This window comes from Gemella sp. GL1 (genome assembly GCF_013415365.1).
Taxonomy (GTDB): Bacteria; Bacillota; Bacilli; order Staphylococcales; family Gemellaceae; genus Gemelliphila.
The window spans coordinates 56,943-76,244 of sequence record NZ_JACBYB010000012.1; the positions used below are offsets into that span (position 1 = coordinate 56,943).

Below are 19,302 nucleotides of genomic sequence, written 5' to 3' on the forward strand. Positions count from 1 at the left end.
ACTCGATGAAATTTCATCGAGTTTCTTTTATATTAATGAGCAACCATTTCTTGTGCAATCTCAAAGGAATTTAATTTAATTGGATAGTAGGTTGGCCAATTTTCTAATTCATTATATAGCTTCTCCTGGCTATCTCCCCCTAGATAGATATGAAAGTGTCCAGTTTTAGTTGGTGAAATATTGTGGTCACTAAATTGAATATATTTAAATGGTCCAGCTTCAGTATCCTCTGTTTCGAATAAATATCTGACCCCTCGGTTTCCTTTTTCATATGTTAATACCTTATATCCAGTATATTTATATTTGAATTTTTTAGATTTTCCGTTTTGGAAGAATTCTATAGAATCATCAGAAATTATAATTTTATCAATATCAGTGGTATAGCCTTTACTATAGTATTCTTTATATTTTTCAGCGGACATAGTTTTTGTCTTTTTAGCCTTAATATCAAATACTTGGTCAAGTGATCCATCTTTTAGATACGGATAAACAGATTGCCATTCACCTACAAAATCCGATAAGCTACGATCTTTTATTAAAGAATCTTCAAAATAACCATTATAAATACTTTTATTGATATCATTTTTATTTTCTGCTTTAGTATCTTGACTTGTTGTTTTTTCAAGATTCGTAAGATTTTCTTTCATTAGAGAGATATAATCTTTACCTTCATTTATTTGTTCTTTTGTTAAACTCTCTAATGGATAAAGTATTGATAATTTCACACCAGTTTCTTTTGCGAGTGTTTCAGCTACTGCCCTTTTAGAATTATCTTCAAAGTAAATGTATTTGATATCATTATCCTTGATATAGGATGTAAGTTCTTGTAATCTAGATATTGATGGATCTGTATCTGCTGTAAGTCCAGTAATTGAGATTTGATTTAATCCATAGTCTAAAGCTAAATATGAAAAGGCTGTGTGTTGTGTCACAAAGTTTTTTTGTTTAGCTTTAGAAAATCTATCTTTATATTCTTTATCTAATTCACTTAATTTATGGGTATATTCCTTGGCATTTTTTTCAAATATGTCTTTCTTATCGGGATACCTGTTTATTAGTCCATTTTTAATATTTTCTACAAGGTGGATGGCTCTATATGGTGAAAGCCATAAATGTGGATCAAAGTTATGGTGATGCTCCTCATCAGAACGGTCATGGTCACTATCTTCTTGACCAGGAAGTAATACAATATTTTCAGTAGCCTTTATAATTTGATTAGAATCTTTTTTGCTAGAATTTAGTAATTTTGGAACCCACATTTCCATATTTGGATCTAGGTAGACGAAAGCGTTAGCTTCTTGAATTTTAGCCATATCTTTAGTAGATGGTTCATATCCATGAACTTCTGTTCCAGCAGAAATTAGTAGTTCAACATTGGCCTGATCACCAACTATTTGTTTGGTGAATTCGTAAACGGGATAGAATGTAGTGATAATAGTATCTTTACTAGAAGTAGAAGATAAATTTAAATTACTACAAGCCGTTAATATAATTGTAAATAGAGATGTAACTATTAATAATATTTTTTTCATTGTGACTTTTCCTTATTTTTTTAATTTAGTAATTATAGTTGTTAAAACAAAAATACTTATAAATATTAATGTTATAGTTGCACTAGTCGGTTTTTCAGTAAAGTAAGAAATAATTAATCCTAAAAACATACCTAGGAAAGAAATAAGACTTCCTATAATAATGACTGACTTAAAGTTCTTACTTATAATCAAAGCAATACTAGCAGGAAGAATTATTACAGTAGATACTAACAAGGCACCAACTGTAGGAATCATGAAGGAGATTGCTATACCTGTAATAATATTAAAGGATATAGATAAAAGTCTTACATTCAATCCTTCAGAAAATGCAATTTCTTCGTTAAAGGTCATAATATAAAGTTGCCTAAAGAAAATAGTCATAAATAAGACAATAATTAATCCAATTATAAATAAGTGAACTAATTGTTCTGTATTAATTGTAACAATGGAACCGAATAAATAATTTTCTAAACTTATAGAACTAGAGGATGTCTTACTCATAACAATCATTGCTATTGCTAAACCAGCAGACATTAAAATAGCAGTAGCTAATTCTAAGAAGTTTTTATAAATAGTTCTTAGATATTCAAGAAAAATCGCAGTTACTGTGACAACAATAATTGTAGAAAAAGTTGTAGAAAAACCAGAAAGAATTCCTATTGCTATACCTGCAAGTGATATATGTCCTAAAGTATCACTAAGAAGGCTTTGGCGTCTTAGTATTAGAAAAGAACCTAGGAATGGAGAAAATATGCTCATAGCAATGATTGCATATAATGCATTTTGCATAAATTGGTATTTAAATATTTCCAGCATTAGAAATCTCCTTTTTTAAATTGAATTTACAACACCAAGAGTTAGTTTCAGATTTACATAGGTGAATATTTTTATCAGCGTATTTATCTACAACTTCATTATCGTGGGTAATCATAAGAATTGAGACTCCTTTTTCTTCAACCATGGTATGAAGTAAATCATAAAAGTTATTTCTTGTGATTTCATCCATTCCGGTAGTAGGCTCATCTAATATAAGTAGATCAGGCTTTGATACCAAGATTCTAGCTATAATTACTCTTTGTTTCTGCCCGCCACTTAAATTACCAATTTTTTTATTTCTAAGATTCCATATTTTCATGGATTCAAGAGAATGCTTAATGATATTTTTATCTTCCTCGGTAAATTTTTTAAACCAAGTATTTTTTCTAAATAAGCCGGATTTTACAAAAGAATATACTGTTGTAGGAAAACCAGAATTGAAGTGTACGGCATGCTGAGGAAGATAAGAAATTTTAAATATATCTCCATGGACATTTTTATCGGTTACAAAGACCTCACCGGTTTTATTTTTAAGTATCCCTAATATTATTTTTATTAGGGTAGATTTAGCAGCACCATTCTCTCCAGTCAAGGTTACAAATTCAGCATTATTAATAGTAAAGTTTACGTTTTCCAAGACAGGATCTTTATCGTATTGAAAAGATAAATTTTTTATTGATATGTACTCCATACTTACCCCCTTATACTTTTTACTAAGTCATCAAGAAAATTTGAAATAAGTTTCTTTTCTGATTCTGAATATTTGGATAAAAGATTGTCATAATGATTTAGGGTTCTTTTATGATGTTCTTCGTGTTCTTTAGCAATATATATAGCTTTTTCCGAAAGAATATATTTAATGATTCTTGCATCATTGGGGTCTTTTTCTGGAATAATAATATCTTCATTTATTAAAAATTTTATTGCTTTAGTGACAGCGGCTTGACTAATATTCAAATGATAGGCTAATTCTTTATTGCTTATATTTTCATTTTTCAATAACATTAGTATATGTTTTTGTGTATTTGTATAATTATGATTACAATGGCAATCACCCACGAGAATCTCATTTTTATTGCCTGCTTGCAATATGATATCCTTAATAGTTTCTTCAATTTTTTTTGATATATTATCTTGTGACATACACACCTCCTAAATACTTAACTAGTTAAGTATATAATGTATACTTATAAATATCAATAATTTTGCACAAACTTTAATATAAAAATATTAATAAAATTTTAGATAAGACTTGAAAAAAGGGATAAGAATACGTTATAATTAAATTTAGAGAAAGTTAAGAGGATCGCTATGAATTTTGAAAATAATCAGTTGATATCTATAACAGATATAGCTATACAAGAATTAAAAAAACTACTATTGGACTCTAGTAGCCAGGGATCAGCAATTAAAATTTCTATAGATAAGTCGACAACAGGTTACTATTATGGTATTGATATACAAGAGGAAATCTATGAAGGAGATAGAGAATTTATCTTTGGAGATTTAAGAATTTTAATCAACAAAAAAGATGAAAATTTACTTAAAGGAACAAAGATTGAGTATATAGAAGATGAAGCTGGAGGAGGTTTTATAATAGAAAATCCTCATAATCTCGAATTAGAGCATACAGGTGGTTGTAGCTGCTGCTCTTAATTTATTAATAACTTTTCTAAGGAGTATTTATAATGAAAAATATCGTTATTTTAGGAGCTGGGTATGGAGGATTAACAACTCTAAAAGCTTTAAGAGGTGTAATTAAAGATGGAAATGTGAAAGTTACACTTGTAAACAAGAATTCTTATCACTATGATACGGTGAATTTACATGAAGTATCAGCAGGAACAATTAAACGCGATGCTATTTGTATTGAAATTCCTGATATTATGCCAGCAGGGGCTGATTTCGTACAAGATGAAGTTATCAAGATTGATACAGATAAAAAGATTGTTTATACAAAAACTAAAGAATTGGACTATGACTATTTAGTAATAGGATTAGGGTTTGAATCTAATACATTTGGAATAGAGGGAATGTTAGATAATTCATTGCCAATTACTGATATCAATGCAGCAGAGAAAATATCTGCAAGAATTGAAGAAAACTTCAAAAAATATGCAGAATCTACAGAAAAAGATGAAAAAGATATTTCTATTATTGTAGGAGGAACTGGATTAGCAGGGATTGAGTTCTTGGCAGAATTAGTAGATAAAAGAAAAGAATTATGCACTAAGTATGGAATTGATGAAAAATTAGTTAAGATCTACGGACTAGATGCAGCACCTGTGTTATTACCGATGTTTGAGAAAGAATATAGTGACTATGCTAGAAAATATTTAGAAGATCGAGGGATTGAAATTATTTTAGGAGCAGGAATTAAAGGTTCTACACCAGATTCATTTATAATTGAAGTTGATGGTGAAAGAAAAGAACTTAAGGCTTCTACATTGGTTTGGACTGCAGGTGTTAAAGGAAGTAGACTTATGGACGCTACTTTCCCAGAACAAGCTAAAAATGGTCGTTTAGTAACTACTCAGCAATTGACAGTTCCTGGATTAGAAGAAATCTATATAGTTGGAGATTGTGCCGCATTTATCGAGGAAGGTCAAGAGAGACCTTATCCAACAACAGCTCAAATTGCCAACCAAATGGGTGCATATGTTGGAAAACATATAGAAAATAGATTAGTAGCCAGTACTATTGGAAACTTCAAGTATATTAACCGTGGTGTTGTATGTTCATTGGGAGCTAAAGATGCAATTGCCTTTACATTTGGAAAATTCAAATACAAAGGTTTCCTAGCTGCTAAAACTAAAAAAGCTATAGAAGCTAAAGCTATTTATGAATGTACGGATATTAAGACTGCAATTAAAAATCAAAGAATTTTTTAATATTATGAAAACGAAGCATATTAATGCTTCGTTTTCTATTTTTGGAAGTTTGAAAAAATAAAAAAAATATGGTAATATGGATAGGTATTTATATAATAATTTTAAAAAATTAAGGAGGAATAAAATGCCAGTATTTAAAGTGTTTTATCAAGCAAACAATAAAGAAATTCCAGTAAGGGAAAATACAGAAGTATTGTACGTTGAAGCGAATAATACACCTGAAGTAGTAAAATATGTAGAAGACAAAAATTACAATTTAGAATTTGTTCAAGAATTAAGTGAGCAATATTTAAAATTTGAAAAAGAGTCTGTTAATTTCAAATTGGAGAAAATAAATGGATAGGTTCATCGAAAGACATGAAGTTGGAGTTGCAGCTATCGGTGGAATGGGTGAAATTGGAAAAAATACATATGCAATTCAATATCAAGATGAAATAATTATTATAGATGCTGGAGTAAAATTTCCAGGAGATAATATATTAGGTATAGATTATATAATCCCAGATTATACATATATCGTAAACAATATTGATAAAGTTAAGGCACTAATAATAACTCACGGTCATGAGGATCATATTGGAGGAATTCCGTTTTTATTAAAACAAGTATCACTACCAATTTATGCAGGGCCTCTAGCCATCGGATTAATTCAATCCAAATTAGAAGAGCATAATTTATTAGCTAAAGCTGAATTTCATGAAATAAATGAAGATACAGTATTACAATTTAAAAATTTAAGTGTAGAATTCCATAATACCACTCACTCTATACCTGATGCTTTTGGAGTTATTATAAATAGCCCGCAAGGAAAGATAGTTCATACTGGAGACTTTAAGTTTGATTTTACCCCTGTAGGAGAGCCGGCTAATTTATATAAAATGGCCAAAGTTGGAGAGGAAGGGGTCCTATGTTTATTATCAGATTCTACAAATTCTGAGCGAAGTGAATTTACAATGAGTGAAAAAGAGGTAGGTCATACTATTTCTGATATCTTGCGAACTGTAAAGCACAGAATAATATTTGCCACATTTGCATCAAACGTATTTAGAGTCAAGCAGGTAGTAGAAGCATGTATTGAGCACGATAGAAAAATTGTTGTTTTCGGACGCTCTATGGAAAAAGCAATAAAAATAGGAACTGACCTAGGCTATATTAAGGCACCGAAAGATACATTTGTTGATCCTAAAAGATTAAAACAGATTGATCCTAATAAATTACTAATTTTATGTACAGGAACACAAGGTGAGGAATTGGCTGCTTTAACTAGAATTGCACATGGAACTCATAAAAAAATAACAATAATGCCAACAGATACAGTTGTGTTTGCTTCATCTGCTATACCAGGAAATGCTGTTTCTATTAATAAAAATATTGATCTACTATCTAAACTAGGAGCAAATGTTATTACATCAAGTATTAATAATGTTCATACATCGGGACATGCTGCTAAAGAAGAACAAAAATTAATGTTTAGACTTATTAAACCAAAGTACTTCATGCCAATTCATGGTGAATATAGAATGCAAGTATTACATGCAAAAACGGCAGTTGAATGTGATGTAAAAGAAGAGAATACTTTTATTTTAGCCAATGGTGATATATTAGCGTTGACACAAGATTCAGCAAGAGTAACTGGTAAAATTGAAGCTAACGACGTCTATGTGGATGGTCTAGGAATCGGTGATATTGGAAATGTTGTTATCAAAGATAGAAAGGATCTGTCTGAAAATGGAGTAGCAGTTGTTTCCCTTGTAGTTAATTTTAAAAAGAAGATTTTATTAGCACAACCAGATATTATTGTTAGAGGTTTTGGACAAGATGATAATTCGAAAGAATTAATAAAGGAATCTAAAACGATATTACAAGAAGCGATAGCAAATAATTTATTACAAGATTCAGCATCAGTATTTACTATAAGACAAATTATAATTGAGACTTTAGTAAATCACTTAGAAAAACAAGTTGGACGACGTCCAGTTGTAGTTCCAGCAATTATTGAAATTTAGTATATGAGCAGTGTGAGAGATCATACTGCTCATATTTTAAAAATAATAAGATTTAATAGGTGTAAATAATGGATAATATTTTAAATGTCCCCTTAAGCAATGTTAAAAGCGTGGGTGTTAAGACCCTAGAAGTGCTTAATTCTATGGATATCTATACAATAAAAGATTTATTAGGTAATATACCTTACCGTATAGAAAGCGTATCAAATTTAAGTGGTAATATTAAAGATAAAGAAAAAATTATTGCTGTAGGAAAAGTAGAAAGTAGATTAATAACACAGTTTTATGGGAACAAGAGAAGTAGATCTTTTTTTTCATTACAATCTAATATAGGTTCAATAAAAGTAGTCATTTTCAATCAAGTATATTTAAAAAAAATAATTGTGGAAGGAAATATACTTGTAGTAAAAGGCAATTATAATGCTAATACCAATACTATAACTGCATCAAGTATTTCTCTAGATAAAGGAAAAGAGAAGAGTGTACTTGGTGATGAAAGACCTAAATTAGAGATGGTATATCATTTAAAAAAAGGTATGACTCAAAAAAAATATAAAAAAATAGTAGATGCATGTTTTTCTCTAATACATCCTGGGAGAAATTTTGTAAACCTAGTCCCTGAAAATTTTAAGGGAATCTGGCCTTTAGAAAAGATTTATAGAAGCTTACACTATCCAGAAAATATAGAAGAATATGAAAAAGCTAAGAAAATGTTTGCTTTTCATGAATTGTTTGAGTATCAAATGAAGTTACAATTAAAAAATTATCAAAAGAAAAAGAAAGACTATGATTATAGTGTAGAGTTTAGTATGGATAAAATACTAGAATTTACGTCAACATTGCCCTTTAAACTTACTAATTCACAAGAGAAAGTAGTAAGGGAAATTAGAGATGATTTATCAAGCCCATACCCTATGTATAGATTACTCCAAGGAGATGTTGGTTCCGGTAAGACTGTAGTTGCAGCAACACTAATTTATGGTATAGTCCAAGCAGGTTACCAGGCAGCTATTATGGCACCTACAGAAATTTTAGCTGCTCAACATTTTGAAACATTTTTTAATTTCTTTAAAGATTTAAATTTAAGTATCGTTCTAATTACTAGTTCAACACCAAAAAAAGAAAGAACTAGAATTTTGAAATTATTAAAAGAAGGGCATATTGATTTGCTTGTAGGGACCCATTCTTTAATTCAAAAAGATGTTGCCTTTAAGAATTTGAAATTTGTAATAACAGATGAACAGCATAGGTTTGGGGTTAATCAAAGAAAATCACTTAGTGAAAAAGGGGAGAAGGTAAACTCTTTAATGATGACAGCAACTCCAATACCAAGGTCTTTAGCAATAACTCTAATAACAGATATAAAAGTTTCTACTATTGATGAGTTACCTAGTGGAAGGAAGAAAATAGAGACATATAAAGCAAGTTCTAAACAATTAAAGATGGTTTTTGATAATTTAATTAAGGAATTAGATAAAGGAAGACAAGCATATGTAGTATGTCCTTTGATAGAAGAATCAGAAAAAATGGATTTAGAAAATGTGGGGGAGATGTTTAAAAAATTAAAATCTTATCTTCCTGATAAATATAAAATAGAAATACTCCACGGTAAAATGAAAAATCAAGAAAAAGATGATGTAGTGGAGAGGTTTGTAAAAAAGAAAAGTCATGTTTTAATTTCTACAACCGTAATAGAGGTAGGTGTTAATGTCCCTAATGCCTCTTTTATGATAATAGTAGATGCCAATAGATTTGGTTTGGCAACACTTCATCAGTTAAGGGGGCGTGTAGGACGTGGAGAATATCAATCGTACTGTGTATTAGTATCTGATTCTAAAACGGAAAGAATTGATATAATGTGTTTGGAAAATGATGGCTTTAAGATTGCAGAATTTGATCTTAAGCAAAGAGGTCCAGGAGATTTTTTTGGAACAAAACAAAGTGGACTGCCTTCATTTAAAGTAGCGGATTTATTAAATGATGTAGAATTAATGTATTTAGCTAAAAAATTAGCTACAAAAATTATAGAAGTTACTGACGACAAAGAAAGATTACAGAAATATGTTGATTTTTCTGAAAGAACATATTAAAAGGAGTATAGAATGAAAATAGGAATAGATTTGTTGGGTGCCGATGATAAAAGTAAAATAATAAATTTTGTAAATGATTTTAAGGATAGTGAAGTAGAGTTAGTAGCATACGGATTAGAAGAGGATTTAAATAAGATTGGGTCTAATGTAAAAAAAATATTATGTACAGAAGAAGTACTTATTTCGGATGATGCTGCTAGAGTGCACCGTAGAAAAAAAGATTCTTCAATGATAAAAATGTTGGAGGATTTAAAAAATAATGAAATAGATGCCTCTATATCAGCTGGTTCAACAGGAGCATATATGGCAAGTGGAATATTTATTCTTGGAAGAATAGATGGTGTAGCAAAACCGGCCTTAGCTACAATGCTCCCAACAAAAACGGATCATAAGTTTTTATTAACAGACTTAGGAGCTAATGTAGAAACTAAGGAAACTGATTTACTTAATTATGCAAAATTAGGTGAATTATATATTAAAAATATTTATAATATAGAAAAACCAACAACAGCACTTATAAATGTAGGTGCTGAAGATAATAAAGGAAGCAGGTTATATAAGGATGCTCATATATTATTAAAGGAAAATATGCTTAACTTTAAAGGAAATATTGAGGCTAGGGATATTTTAGAACACAACTATGATCTAGTAATTGTTGATGGTTTCACAGGAAATGTATTACTTAAATCAATAGAAGGCGTGGCACTTACATTATCTTCTTTGTTAAAATCAGTATTTTTAAAGAATATATTTACAAAGCTGGCTGCTTTAATAGTTAAATCTGGATTAAAAAAATTTAAAAATAAATTTGATTATAGTGAATATGGTGGAGCAATTTTAATGGGATTAAAAAAACCAGCTATAAAGATACATGGATCTTCTGATGAAGTATCTGTATATTATGCTGTTCAACAAGCAAAAAATATACATAAAAGTAAATTATATGATAAAATGATAAAAGAATTTAAAGGAGAATAAGATAAATGACAGTTTTAGATGAATTAAAAGAAATAATTATAAGACATACAGGAGTTGAAGCAGAAACTATTACTTTAGATGCTAGATTTAATGAAGATTTGTCTGCTGATTCAATTGAAATTGCAGAAATAGTAATGGATATAGAAGAAAAATATGATTTTGAGTTTTCAGATGAAGATGCTACAAAGATTAAAAAAATTTCTGATTTAGTAGAATATGTTGAAAAGAGTTTATAGTTATGAAAGAAAATAAAGAAGAACTGAGATCAAGAATAGGGGATTTAGCTTATGAAATAACTCAGAATGCAGCTACGGAAAGACCTTTTACTGGAGAATATGACAATTTCTTTGAGGAAGGCATCTATGTTGATGTGGTAAGTGGAGAAGTTTTATTCTCATCAAGGGATAAGTACAATTCTGGTTGTGGCTGGCCTGCCTTCACTAGGCCAATTGAGAATAGGATGCTAACTAATCATGCAGATTTTTCTCATAATATGCATAGAGTTGAAGTAAGGTCGAGAGAGGCTGGATCACATTTAGGACATGTATTTCCAGATGGACCACAAGATAAGGGGGGCCTAAGGTACTGCATAAATTCTGCAGCATTAAAATTTATTCCATTTGAAGAAATGGAGGCTGCTGGATATGGAGAATATATAAAGATATTTAAAAACTAATTACTGTATAGTAATTAGTTTTTAATTTTGGCTAATTTTTAATAGTATGAAAAAAGAACTAGAAATAATTCTAGTTCTTTAATTTCATTTTTACTTGAATTCTGCAGTATCAACTTTAACAGCAGGTCCCATAGTTGTAGTTACAGCTACAGACTTGATGTAAGTTCCTTTTGCTGCTGCTGGTTTAGCTTTAGCAATAGCATCTTGAACTGCATTGAAGTTTTCTACTAAATCAGCAGTTGAAAATGAAACTTTACCGATAGGAGTGTGAACAACACCAGCTTTTTCAGCACGGTATTCAACTTTACCAGCTTTAATTTCGTTAACTGCTTTAGTAACGTCCATAGTTACAGTTCCAGTTTTAGGGTTAGGCATTAATCCTTTAGGACCTAACAGACGTCCAATTTTTCCAACCTCTCCCATCATATCTGGAGTAGCAACGATTACGTCAAAATCAAACCAACCTTGTTGGATTTTAGTGATATATTCACCTTGTCCTACATAGTCAGCACCGGCAGCTTCTGCTTCTGCTGCTTTATCACCTTTAGCAAATACTAAAACTTTAGCAGTTTTACCAGTTCCTTTTGGAAGAACTACTGCCCCACGTACTTGTTGGTCATTTTTACGAGTATCAATTCCTAAACGGAAAGCTACTTCTACTGTTGCGTCAAAATTAACAACGCTTGTTTTTTGAGCTAATTCGATTGCTTCTAGTACTGAGTATAATTTAGAAGAATCTACTAATTTAGCTGCTTCAAGATATTTTTTACCTTTTGCCATTATATTTTTCCTCCTATTATTCAGATACTAAGATACCCATAGAACGTGCAGTTCCTTCTATCATGCGAGAAGCTGCTTCTACAGAAGCTGCATTTAAATCTTCCATTTTTAATTCAGCTATTTCTTGAATTTGTGCTTTAGTTACTGTCGCAACTTTATCTTTATTAGGAACTGAAGATCCTTTGTCGATTTTAGCTGCTTTTTTCAGTAATACTGGAGCAGGTGGAGTTTTAGTAACGAATGTAAATGAACGGTCTTCATATACAGAGATTACTACTGGGATAATTAATCCCGCTTGGTCTTGTGTACGAGCATTGAATTCTTTACAGAATCCCATGATGTTAACACCAGCTTGACCTAACGCTGGACCAACTGGTGGAGCTGGATTAGCTTTACCTGCTGGTACTTGTAACTTAACTAATTTTATAACTTTTTTAGCCACGATAAATCCTCCTAATTATTTTTTCGTGATGTGGTCTATGAACACTGATATTTTGTTCTCCCACTCAAACAAATAAGTATTTGATTTCAAATACTTAGACTATTCTAGCATATAAATTATACTTGTGCAAGTATTTATACTAGATTTTTCTTATAATATTGACTTTTATTAGGTTATATAGTAGAATTTAGAAAGTGATATTACCTAAAAGGTGTATCAAAATTTAATTTAGTAGGAAGAGGTTGCAGATGTTTGTAGGAAGCATTATTGCAACTTTACTTGTTGGCCTTTTATTTGGATATTTTGTTGCTAAAAATCTTATTCAAAGTAAATTAATTCAATCAAAACAAGACGCTAATCATATCATTAACGAAGCAAAAAAAGAGGCTAAATTTATTTCAGAAAAAGAAGTTCTTTTAGCAAAAAAAGAAGCTAGTGAAATAATTAATTTAGCTAATAAAGAAATTGAATTTAAAAAACAAGATATTATAAAACAAGAAGAAAGACTTATTCAAAAAGAATCCACTTTAGAAAGACAAAGTGAGCTTATTAGTAAAAAAGATGAGCTTATCAGTTCTAGGGAATTTAAAGTAGATGAAAAATTACAACTACTTGAAGAAAAAAATAGTGAAGTGAATGAGTTGAAAATTCAACAAGAAAATGAGTTGCAGAGAATTGCAAATCTTACTGAAGAACAAGCTCGAGAAGAAATTATGTCTTCGTTAGAAGAAGAAATGACTAAAGAAACAACTATTTATATAAGGAATAGAGAAATTGAGGCTAAGGATATAGCAGATAGGCGCGCTAGAGAACTTATTGTTCAATCAATGCAAAAATTTTCTGCTGATGTGGTAAGTGAGACTACGGTTTCAGTGATAAATCTACCTACAGATGATATGAAAGGTAGAATTATTGGTAGAGAAGGTCGTAACATTCGAACTCTTGAAACTTTGACAGGGGTAGATTTAATCATTGACGATACTCCTGAAGCTGTTTTACTGTCAGGATATGATCCGATAAGAAGAGAAGTTGCCAAGACAGCTATCCACATGCTTATTGAAGATGGTAGAATACATCCAGCTAAAATAGAAGAAACTGTAGAAAAAGCTAGAAGAAATATTGATCAAGTCATAAGAGATGCAGGAGAGCAAGCTACATTTGATTTAGGTATTCATAATATGCATCCAGATTTAATTAAGATATTAGGAAAAATGAAGTATAGAACAAGCTATGGCCAAAATGGACTACAACACTCTATAGAAGTAGCTTATATTTCCGGAATTATTGCTGGAGAACTTGGTCTTGATGTCACTATAGCTAGACGTGCTGGATTACTCCATGATATAGGTAAAGCAGTTGATCATGAAGTAGAAGGATCGCATGTTGAAGTTGGAGTTGAGCTTGCTAAAAAATACAAAGAGAACTCTATTGTAATAAATGCTATAGCATCACATCATGGAGATTATGAAGCAGATAATCCAATTTCTGTAATTGTTGCAACAGCAGATGCTTTGTCAGCCTCTAGACCGGGAGCTAGAAGAGAGTCGTTAGAAACTTATATTAAACGACTTCAAAAATTAGAAGAAATAGCAAATGAGCATAAAGGTGTCGAGAAAACATATGCTATTCAAGCCGGACGAGAAATAAGAGTAATTGTTAATCCGGAAGAAATTGATGATACTAGGGCATATAAGATTGCTAAAGAAGTCAGAAATAAAATTGAAGAAACAATGCAGTATCCAGGAAATATAAAAGTAAATGTAATTCGAGAAGTTCGAGCAGTTAAGATTGCAAAATAAATAGAGGTAGCGAAAGCTACTTCTTTTTTATTATCTTTCAGTTCAATTATTGGGAAAATATGTAGTGAAGGTTTATAATTAAAGCAAAGAAATTAAGAAGGAGCAGAAATGAAAAGTTTAGTACTTTGTGAGAAACCTTCAGTAGCCAGAGATATTGCTAGAAATTTGGCTGCTAAAGAAAACAAAAATGGATGTTTAGAAGGAGAAAATTATGTAGTTACCTGGGCTTTAGGTCACTTAATAACATTGCAAACTCCTGATAAGTATAAGGAATTTTCAAATGTAACTTTAGAAGATTTACCAATGATTCCAAAATTTATGAAAACAGAAGTTATAGGGAAAACTTTTAAACAATATAAAATCATTGAGACAGCAATAAATAGAAAAGACATAAATGAAATCATTATAGCCACCGATGCTGGACGTGAGGGAGAACTTGTAGCTAGATATATTATTGATAAATCTAAAACAAATAAACCATTAAAAAGGTTGTGGATTTCTTCTGTAACTGATAAGGCTATAAAAGAGGGATTTAGAAATCTTAAAAACGCTAAAGATTATATAGGTCTATATCATTCAGGTATTGCTAGAGCAAATGCTGACTGGCTTGTTGGATTAAATGCTTCAAGGGCATTAACTCTTAAATATAATGCCTCCTTAAATTGTGGTAGAGTGCAAACTCCAACTTTACAAATGGTGCTAAATAGGGAAGAAAAAATTAAGAACTTTAAACCAAAAGAATATTTCACCTACGAAGCTAAAGTTGATGGGATAACATTTGTATCCAATGATAGTGATTTTAGTATAGACAAGGCAGATAATTTTGTTAAGAAAAATAGAAACTTTAATATTACTAACATAAAAGTTTTGGAAAAAGTTAAAAGTTCTAGTCCAAAAGCTCTATATAATCTTACAGATTTACAGCAATTAGCAAGTTCACTTTATAAAATTTCTCCCAAGCAAACTTTGAATATTGTACAGTCCTTATACGAAAAGCATAAAGTTCTGACATATCCAAGGACAGATAGTCGCTATATCACAAGTGATATGAAATCTACTCTTATTGATAGAGTGAGGGCAATAAGTGGTGGAGAATATTCAAGTGTAGCTAAGCAAATATTACAAGCAAAAGATATTAAATCTACTAAGATAGTAAATAATGCTAAGGTTACTGATCACCATGCAATTATTCCAACAGAAGAGAGAGCAAATTATATGCTTATGTCGGATATGGAAACTAAGATTTATAATTTAGTAACTAAAAGATTTTTAGAAAATCTGCTCGATAATTACGAGTATAAAGAAATAACAATGTACTTTGAAATTGATGGTAAGAAATTTTCAAATACTAGTAAACAAAGCTTAAAATTAGGTTATAAAATTTTTGATGAAGAATCGAAAAAATCAGTTGAACCTATAAAATCCGGACAAGTGGAAAGCCTGACATATGCGAAGAAAGAAACTACCCCCCCTTCATACTTTACAGAAGGAAGTTTGATTTATGCTATGGAAAATCCTTTTGAGTATGTAGATAGTGAAGCTGAAAGGAAGATTCTAAAGGAAACAAATGGAATTGGAACAGTAGCTACAAGAGCAGATATATTAGAAAAATTATTTACTAATGATTATCTAGTATTAGATAATGGGATAATTAAAACTAGCAATAAGGCTAGGCAATTATTGAATCTAGTTCCTGAAAAATTAAAGAGTCCATCATTAACGGCTTTATGGGAAAAATCATTATATAATATTGCTAAGAATAAACTATCTAAAGATACATTCTTAAATGAAGTAAAATCATATACCAAGGAATTTATTTCAGAAATTAAAACTAGTGAAGATAAGTTTAAACATGATAATATTTCTGGTAAAAAATGTGAAGACTGTGGTAGCTATATGCTTGTGGTTGATAAAAAAGGAAGTAAAATTCTTAAATGTTCTAGTCCAAGTTGTAAGAATAGAAAAGTCATTAGTAGGTTAACAAACCTTCGTTGCCAAAATTGTAAAAAGAGAATGACGATGTTCGGTAAAGGTGACAATGCTACATATAGATGTGTATGTGGTAATTCTATTAAACAAAAGGAAGTTGATAAAAATATTAAGTCAAATAAAAGAGATAAGGCTTCATATAAAGATTTGAAGAAGTATATGAAAAAAGAAACCGAAAATCATAATCCTATGAAAGAATTATTAACAGGATTGAAATTAAAATAATAAGGAGAAAGACTATGGTAAAAAAATATGACTATATCGCAATAGGAGGAGGAAGTGGAGGTATTTCTTCTGTAAATAGAGCTGCATCATACGGACAAAAATGTTTATTGGTAGAAGCTAAAGATTTAGGAGGTACTTGTGTTAACCTTGGATGTGTTCCTAAAAAAGTTATGTGGTATGGTGCTCAGGTAGCAGAAGCAATATACAAATATTCTAGTGATTATGGTTTTAATGTAGAGGTTAAAGACTTTAATTTTGAAACATTAGTGAAAAACAGAACAGCTTATATTGAAAGAATTCACGCATCTTATAATAGAGTATTAACTAACAATGGAGTAGATGTAGTAAAAGGATATGCAAAGTTTGTAGATAAAAACACTATTGAAGTAAACGGAGAGCAGTATACAGCACCTCATATTTTAATTGCAACTGGAGGAAAACCAGTAATTCCTAATATTGAAGGAGCAGAATATGGAGTAACATCTAATGAAATATTTGACCTTAAAGAATTACCTAAACGTGTTGCAGTAGTAGGAGCAGGTTACATAGCTGTTGAGTTATCAGGAGTTTTACAGGAACTAGGTTCTGAAACTCACTTATTTGTAAGACAACATGCACCATTAAGAAATTTTGATGAAACTATTGTAGAAACATTGAAAGAAATTATTGAAAAAGAAGGACCAAATTTACATAGCTTTGCAGTACCTAAGAAAGTTGTTAAAAATGAGGATGATTCTTTAACATTAATATTAGAAGATGGAAGAGAATTTACTGTTGACTATTTAGTATGGGCAATAGGACGTAAACCATTGACTGATGAAATAAACCTAGATGTAACAGGTGTTAAATTAAACGAAAAGGGATATATTGTTGTTGATAAATTCCAAAATACAAATGTTGAAGGAATTTATGCAGTTGGTGATGTCATTGGAAAAGTTGAATTAACGCCAGTAGCAGTGGCTGCTGGAAGAAAATTAGCAGAAAGATTATTTAACAATAAGCCAGAAGAACATTTAGATTACACTGATATACCAACAGTTGTGTTTGCACATCCAGCAATTGGAACGGTTGGTTTAACAGAAAAACAGGCTATAGATAAGTATGGAAAGGAAAATATTAAAGTTTATAAATCATCATTTACGCCGATGTACTCAGCTATAACAAGTCATAGACAAGCTTCAGTGATGAAATTAATATGTTTAGGTCCTGATGAAAAGGTTATAGGATTACATGGAATAGGCTATGGTGTTGATGAAATGATTCAAGGATTTGCTGTTGCTATTAAAATGGGGGCAACAAAGAAAGACTTTGATAATACAGTAGCTATCCACCCAACAGGGTCAGAAGAATTTGTAACAATGAGATAAAATAAAATACTAAGTCCGATTTTAATTGGACTTAGTATTTTTATTTAGAAGTTTAAGCAAGACTAGCTTATCGATTTTAGTTTTAATAGACATTTGGTTAGTATATGTAACCATACCTTTTTTTGCAAAAGGTATTTTTTTAACATTTTTTATTAAAGTGTAATCTACTATTGCTGAGTCTTCCGAAGCTGATTTAGAAAAGTAGGCGGCTAGCATAGCAGCAATATTAATAGTTTCTTCATCAGGATTTGCATCAAAAATGACTACATGACTACCAGGCAAGTCTTTTATATGAAACCATAAATAGTTTTTCTTGGCCAATTTATTTGTTATTGTATCATTTTGAAGATTATTTTTTCCAATATAGATGTCAGTTCCATTATAGTTAATAATAGTGTATTTTATTTTCTTATTTTTTTTGTTTATTTTCTCCTTTATATAGCCATAATTAAGTAGTTCTTCTTTAATTTCTTCTAAATCAGATACGTTTGCATTTTCAATCTGAGTTTCCAAATTTTTGAAATATAGTAATTCATTTTTACTAATTTCAACCTGTTCAGATAGAATCTCACGCTTTTTCTTATTTTTTTTACCTATATTGAAGTAATATTTTGCATTTTGTTCTATAGATAGAGTGGGGTCTAATTTTATTTCTATATTTTCTAATTCATCTGAATAGAAGTTTTGTAATATGATTTTTTTTGGAATAGAATTTTTATATAGATAATTATTCGCTAATAATAAATTACCTTTTATTTGATACATATTCTCAGATGATGCTTTTTCAATTTCTTTTTGTAAGATAATAATTTTTTTCTCTAATTTCTGTATTTTATTAACCACAAATTGATAGGATTTACTATTTTTTACAGTATTGTCACTATTGTTTATATTCATATAATGAAAATCTAATAATTCAGAATAAGTATCGAAAGAAAACCTTTCGGTAGAATTTTTTAGGTTCAAGAAATAAAAATCTACCTTATTGTCTATATTTAAAGATAGGGGTCTACCAATATTTTGAAAGTTCTTACAAAAAAATTTAAACTCCTCAAGAGATGTAAATTGCTGAGCTAATTTTTTAGAGACACCGTAGAAATTATTGAGTAGAGTTTTGAATGAAAAATCAGAACTATTTATATTTATATATTTATCGAAATTAAATGGATTAATTTTAAAACTAGTTGGAGGAAGTTTATAATCTAGTCCTGCAATAGTTGTTCTTGCATATTCTATATCATAACTATTTTTTACAGAATCAAGTATTTTTCTATTTTGGTCTGTAAGAATTAAATTTGAATGTTTTCCCATAAGTTCTGCAATCAAGTAAATATTTTTTCTATAGCCCAACTCATCAGTTGTTTTAAATTTAAATTCTATAATTCTATCATTATTAATCTGGTTAATAGATTCTAATAAAGAGTTATTGAGATGCTTTCTTAATAAAGTACAAAAATTTGAGGGTGTCTTAGGATTTTCATAATTATGTGTAGTTATATGTAACCTTGAATTTTGGGGATTTAATGAAATAAACAATTTTTTATTTTTATTCTTCCTCATAGTAAGTATAAACTCATTGTTAGAAATATTATTTATTTTATTTACTCTAGAGAATTCTAATTCGGATTTTAATTCAGTAATTAGTTTATTTATAAAAAAACCATCAAATGTCATATTAATACTCCTTTCTTATACTAGAATTAATGATAAC

18 protein-coding genes are annotated in these 19,302 nt (G+C 30.0%); 11 read left to right on the forward strand and 7 right to left on the reverse strand.

Annotated features, from left to right (window positions below):
- Nucleotides 1-32: 32 nt before the first annotated feature.
- Genes HZY82_RS03175 through HZY82_RS03190 form a run of 4 tightly spaced genes read right to left on the reverse strand, consistent with a single transcriptional unit; the run spans nt 33 to nt 3,491 of the window.
- On the reverse strand, nt 33-1,532 hold the full coding sequence (locus tag HZY82_RS03175; protein ID WP_135156167.1) for a metal ABC transporter solute-binding protein, Zn/Mn family: 1,500 nt from the start codon (nt 1,530-1,532) through the stop codon (nt 33-35).
- Nucleotides 1,533-1,544: 12 nt separating this feature from the next.
- Nucleotides 1,545-2,348 carry a metal ABC transporter permease gene (locus HZY82_RS03180; protein WP_135156168.1) on the reverse strand — a complete coding sequence of 268 codons (804 nt, stop codon included), beginning with the start codon at nt 2,346-2,348 and terminating at the stop codon, nt 1,545-1,547.
- On the reverse strand, nt 2,332-3,039 hold the full coding sequence (locus HZY82_RS03185; protein ID WP_135156169.1) for a metal ABC transporter ATP-binding protein: 708 nt from the start codon (nt 3,037-3,039) through the stop codon (nt 2,332-2,334). The genes HZY82_RS03180 and HZY82_RS03185 overlap by 17 nt, the downstream gene beginning before the upstream one ends.
- A gap of 2 nt (nt 3,040-3,041) precedes the next feature.
- A complete protein-coding gene (locus tag HZY82_RS03190; protein WP_135156170.1) occupies nt 3,042-3,491 on the reverse strand; it encodes a MarR family transcriptional regulator in 450 nt (149 codons plus the stop codon).
- 168 nt (nt 3,492-3,659) lie between these two features.
- Between HZY82_RS03190 and HZY82_RS03195 the strand changes: the two genes are divergently transcribed.
- From HZY82_RS03195 to msrB, 8 genes are all read left to right on the forward strand, one after another.
- Complete coding sequence (locus HZY82_RS03195; RefSeq protein WP_179938625.1) at nt 3,660-4,004, forward strand: HesB/IscA family protein; 345 nt, start codon at nt 3,660-3,662, stop codon at nt 4,002-4,004.
- Between the two features lie 32 nt (nt 4,005-4,036).
- Nucleotides 4,037-5,239 (forward strand): NAD(P)/FAD-dependent oxidoreductase, encoded by a 1,203-nt coding sequence (locus HZY82_RS03200; RefSeq protein WP_179938627.1) that lies wholly within the window; start codon nt 4,037-4,039, stop codon nt 5,237-5,239.
- A 124-nt stretch (nt 5,240-5,363) separates the two neighbouring features.
- On the forward strand, nt 5,364-5,582 hold the full coding sequence (locus tag HZY82_RS03205) for a DNA-dependent RNA polymerase subunit epsilon (RefSeq protein ID WP_135156173.1): 219 nt from the start codon (nt 5,364-5,366) through the stop codon (nt 5,580-5,582).
- Nucleotides 5,575-7,245 carry a ribonuclease J1 gene (gene rnjA / locus HZY82_RS03210; RefSeq protein WP_135156174.1) on the forward strand — a complete coding sequence of 557 codons (1,671 nt, stop codon included), beginning with the start codon at nt 5,575-5,577 and terminating at the stop codon, nt 7,243-7,245. Before HZY82_RS03205 ends, rnjA begins: the two co-directional genes overlap by 8 nt.
- Nucleotides 7,246-7,313: 68 nt before the next feature.
- Nucleotides 7,314-9,335, forward strand: a complete 2,022-nt coding sequence (gene recG, locus HZY82_RS03215) for an ATP-dependent DNA helicase RecG (protein ID WP_135156175.1) — start codon at nt 7,314-7,316, stop codon at nt 9,333-9,335.
- A 12-nt stretch (nt 9,336-9,347) separates the two neighbouring features.
- Nucleotides 9,348-10,313, forward strand: coding sequence for a phosphate acyltransferase PlsX (gene plsX, locus HZY82_RS03220; protein WP_135156176.1), 966 nt, complete (start codon nt 9,348-9,350; stop codon nt 10,311-10,313).
- Nucleotides 10,314-10,318: 5 nt separating this feature from the next.
- Nucleotides 10,319-10,549 (forward strand): acyl carrier protein, encoded by a 231-nt coding sequence (acpP, locus tag HZY82_RS03225; protein WP_135156177.1) that lies wholly within the window; start codon nt 10,319-10,321, stop codon nt 10,547-10,549.
- A gap of 2 nt (nt 10,550-10,551) precedes the next feature.
- Entirely contained in the window at nt 10,552-10,989 is a 438-nt protein-coding gene (gene msrB / locus HZY82_RS03230) for a peptide-methionine (R)-S-oxide reductase MsrB (RefSeq protein ID WP_135156178.1), read from the forward strand.
- 90 nt (nt 10,990-11,079) lie between these two features.
- On the opposite strand, the gene rplA is transcribed toward msrB, so the two are convergent.
- Nucleotides 11,080-11,772 carry a 50S ribosomal protein L1 gene (gene rplA / locus HZY82_RS03235; RefSeq protein WP_135156179.1) on the reverse strand — a complete coding sequence of 231 codons (693 nt, stop codon included), beginning with the start codon at nt 11,770-11,772 and terminating at the stop codon, nt 11,080-11,082.
- Between the two features lie 13 nt (nt 11,773-11,785).
- Nucleotides 11,786-12,211 carry a 50S ribosomal protein L11 gene (rplK, locus tag HZY82_RS03240; protein WP_135156180.1) on the reverse strand — a complete coding sequence of 142 codons (426 nt, stop codon included), beginning with the start codon at nt 12,209-12,211 and terminating at the stop codon, nt 11,786-11,788.
- A gap of 248 nt (nt 12,212-12,459) precedes the next feature.
- On the opposite strand from rplK, the gene rny reads away from it, so the two are divergent.
- The 3 genes from rny to gorA all read left to right on the forward strand — a co-directional run bounded on the left by rny (nt 12,460) and on the right by gorA (nt 17,591).
- Nucleotides 12,460-14,010 (forward strand): ribonuclease Y, encoded by a 1,551-nt coding sequence (rny, locus tag HZY82_RS03245; RefSeq protein ID WP_135156181.1) that lies wholly within the window; start codon nt 12,460-12,462, stop codon nt 14,008-14,010.
- A gap of 108 nt (nt 14,011-14,118) precedes the next feature.
- Nucleotides 14,119-16,224: a DNA topoisomerase 3 gene (locus HZY82_RS03250; protein WP_179938629.1), complete on the forward strand. Its 2,106-nt coding sequence runs from the start codon at nt 14,119-14,121 to the stop codon at nt 16,222-16,224.
- 14 nt (nt 16,225-16,238) lie between these two features.
- Nucleotides 16,239-17,591, forward strand: a complete 1,353-nt coding sequence (gene gorA / locus HZY82_RS03255; protein ID WP_135156183.1) for a glutathione-disulfide reductase — start codon at nt 16,239-16,241, stop codon at nt 17,589-17,591.
- 21 nt (nt 17,592-17,612) lie between these two features.
- Here the strand turns inward: gorA and HZY82_RS03260 are convergent, their stop codons facing one another.
- Nucleotides 17,613-19,265 carry an Rqc2 family fibronectin-binding protein gene (locus tag HZY82_RS03260; RefSeq protein WP_135156184.1) on the reverse strand — a complete coding sequence of 551 codons (1,653 nt, stop codon included), beginning with the start codon at nt 19,263-19,265 and terminating at the stop codon, nt 17,613-17,615.
- Nucleotides 19,266-19,302 lie beyond the last annotated feature (37 nt).